The organism is Nitrosospira sp. CT, from assembly GCF_059489795.1.
Window position 1 is genome coordinate 1 of record NZ_JCAHZJ010000001.1, and the last position, 2862, is coordinate 2862.

A 2862-nucleotide genomic window follows, 5' to 3' on the forward strand; every position below is an offset into this window, starting at 1 on the left:
AACGGAAGGGGTGGGCAATGAAGCGCTCGGCGGTGAGTTGCGGACGGTTGAGGTAGCCGCGTGCCAGTCCTTCGCCCCCGATATAGAGTTCTCCGGCCACACCGATGGGCACCGGCTGGAGCCTGTCGTCAAGCACATAAACTTCAGTATTGGCAATCGGCCGACCTATGGGGACAGAGGGAACAGAGGGAACAGAGCGGGCAGAGGGATCGGGAGAGACCGCAATGCTTGAAGACCCGGTTCCAGTATGGTTGCGGAAATCACTGCCTGCCGGAACCTTGTAGATTATCGCTGTGATTGTGGTTTCGCTGGGACCATAGGCATTGATCAGAGTGATGTCTCCGTGCGTATGGCGGAGCCAGTCCACCAGCCGTGCCGCGATCACCGGTTCGCTGCCGACCACAACCAGTCGAAGGCTTTCGGGCAAGCGCAGGGAGGAAAGTTCGGCGACCCATCCATGCCAGTAGGAAGCTGGGAGATTCAGGACGCTGAGGTGACGGTTATCCACCAGATCGATCAGATCCGAAAAGGCCGGAGGACCTGTATCTGTCCATGCGACGACAGTTGCTCCACTCAGCCATGAAGGAAAAATTTCCTCGGCAGCCACGTCGAATGCGGGGGACGCGATTTGCAATACCCGATCCGAGGAACAAAGCTCATAAGAACGGGAGATAGCAATGGCATGATTGACCAGCGACCGGTGGGGAATCATGACGCCTTTTGGGGTTCCGGTGGAACCCGATGTGTAGATGATGTAGGCAAGATCGTCCGGTCCGGCATTTCCCGTGTCGTCCGCCTCTGCGCCGCTCGTTGTTTCTGCTTCGTCGGGCTTGGCGTCCTCGGGGCAGATAACCCTCCCGCTATAACCTGCGAGCCGATGCCTGAACTCAGTCTGGGTTACAACGGCGGGTGCAGCAGTATCGGAAAGAATGAACGCGATGCGTTCCGCTGGAAGCTTGGAATCAAGGGGAACATATGCTGCGCCCGCCTTCAGGATGCCGAGAATGCCGACAGCCATTTCTATGCCGCGATCGATCAGTAGCCCGACCGGAGTACCAGGCTTAATCTCTTTCAAGCATCGGGCCAGTTGATCGGCGCGATGATTCAGTTGCTCGTAGGTCAGACATTCATGATCCGCTTCGAGGGCTATGGCATCCGGGCTTCGCATTGCCTGGAGTTCGAATAATGTATGGATGCAGCAATCGCGCGGAAACAGGGCTGCGGTAGCGTTCCAGTCCACGAGTAGCTGCTGTTGCTCCAGCGCGGAAAGCAGAGGCAGCCCGGATAGACGCTGCTCCACGTTATTGATAATCCCGTCTATCAGCATCAGAAAATGGTCGAGCATTCGCCTTATGGTGGCTGGTTCAAAGAGATCCGTGGCATATTCGAAGGAAGCGGTGATGCCATCATTGAACTCAGTCATCGCGAGGGTGAGATCGAACTTCGCAGCCCCCCGGACTTCCACAAAATCGCTTGTGGCGCTGCTGATGGGCATGATGGGTAATAGCGTTCCGCTGTCGGAATTCTCCTTATCCAACGCGAACATGGCCTGAAAGAGCGGAGAATGGTCCAGATGGCGTGCCGGGGCGAGCTTGGCGACCAGCATCTCGAAAGGCATGTCCTGATGGGTGTAAGCACTGGTTGTCACGTTGCGCACGCGCTCAAGGAGCACGGCAAATGACGGATCCCCCGAAAGATCGAGGCGTAAGGCAAGCGTGTTGACGAAAAATCCGATCAACCCTTCCAGTTCGCTGCGGGTGCGGTTTGCGATGGGAGTGCCGATCACCATATCGGACTGTCCGCTGTAGCGCGACAACAGCACGCCAAAAGCTGCCAACAGCGTCATGAACAAAGTGACGCCTTTCCGCTGCGAAAGATCCTGCAGACCTCTCGCCAATCTGGGTGGCAGTGTCACCGACAAGGAAGCACCGCGGAAACTCTGTACCGCGGGGCGCGGGTGGTCTGTTGGTAGACAAAGTTGCTCCGGCGCGTTCTCCAGCTGTTTTTTCCAATACCCAAACAAACCGTTGAGCTGCTCTCCCTGGAGTGTCCGCCTCTGCCAGCAGGCGAAGTCTCCATACTGAATCGGAATCTCCGGCAGCGGTGATGCTTCATGACTGGAATAAGCTTCAACAAGAACGGCCAGTTCTTGTTTGATAATGCCGAGGGACCAGCCATCGGCAATGATATGGTGCATTGCCAGCACGAGCAGGTGATCCAGTTCTCCGATGCGCAACAGCGTCGTGCGAAAAAGCGGTCCTGTTACGAGATCGAACGGTATTTCGGCTTCCGTGTTGATTATCCTGCGCGCCTCGGCCGCTGACGCTTCGGGAAGATCGATGACGGCAAGCTGGGGCGGTGAAGGCGGCATGACCACCTGGATGCCCTGCCCATCAATGGCAGTGAAGGTGGTACGCATGATTTCGTGACGCCGCACGATCTCGCCCAGGCTCTGCCTGAGTATTGCCGCATCCAGCAATCCCTTAAAGGCAAACGTAGTGCAAATGTTATAGGCGGCGCTGTTCGGTGAAAGCTGATCGAGGAACCACAAACGCTGCTGGGAGAAAGAAAGTGGGCACGGTCCTTCCGGACGGCGCTGAATTGGCTCTGACGCTGTGCGGGGTCCCAGCCTTAGCGCCAGTTCTCCAACCGTGGGGGCGTCAAAGAGGACATGAAGTGGGACCGTGGCGTGCAGAACGTCGCGGATTCGCGAAACTGCACGCGTTGCCAGCAGGGAATGACCCCCCAATTCGAAGAAATTATCGTGGATGCCGACCTTTGGGATACGCAACAGCTCGGCGAATATATCCGCCAGGCGCTGCTCGTCCTGGGTTCGTGGCGCAACGGCTTCGGTTTCCCTCA

Annotated in this window: 1 protein-coding gene and 1 pseudogene; both read right to left on the bottom strand. The window is 57.2% G+C overall.

Annotated elements, in window-relative coordinates:
• A partial coding sequence (locus tag AC52W5_RS00005; RefSeq protein WP_495669482.1) for a non-ribosomal peptide synthetase occupies nt 1-2551 on the bottom strand: 2551 nt, incomplete at its 3' end.
• A 141-nt stretch (nt 2552-2692) separates the two neighbouring features.
• Nucleotides 2693-2791 (bottom strand): annotated as a pseudogene (locus tag AC52W5_RS00010) (phosphopantetheine-binding protein); the annotation flags it as partial.
• Between the last annotated feature and the right edge of the window lie 71 nt (nt 2792-2862).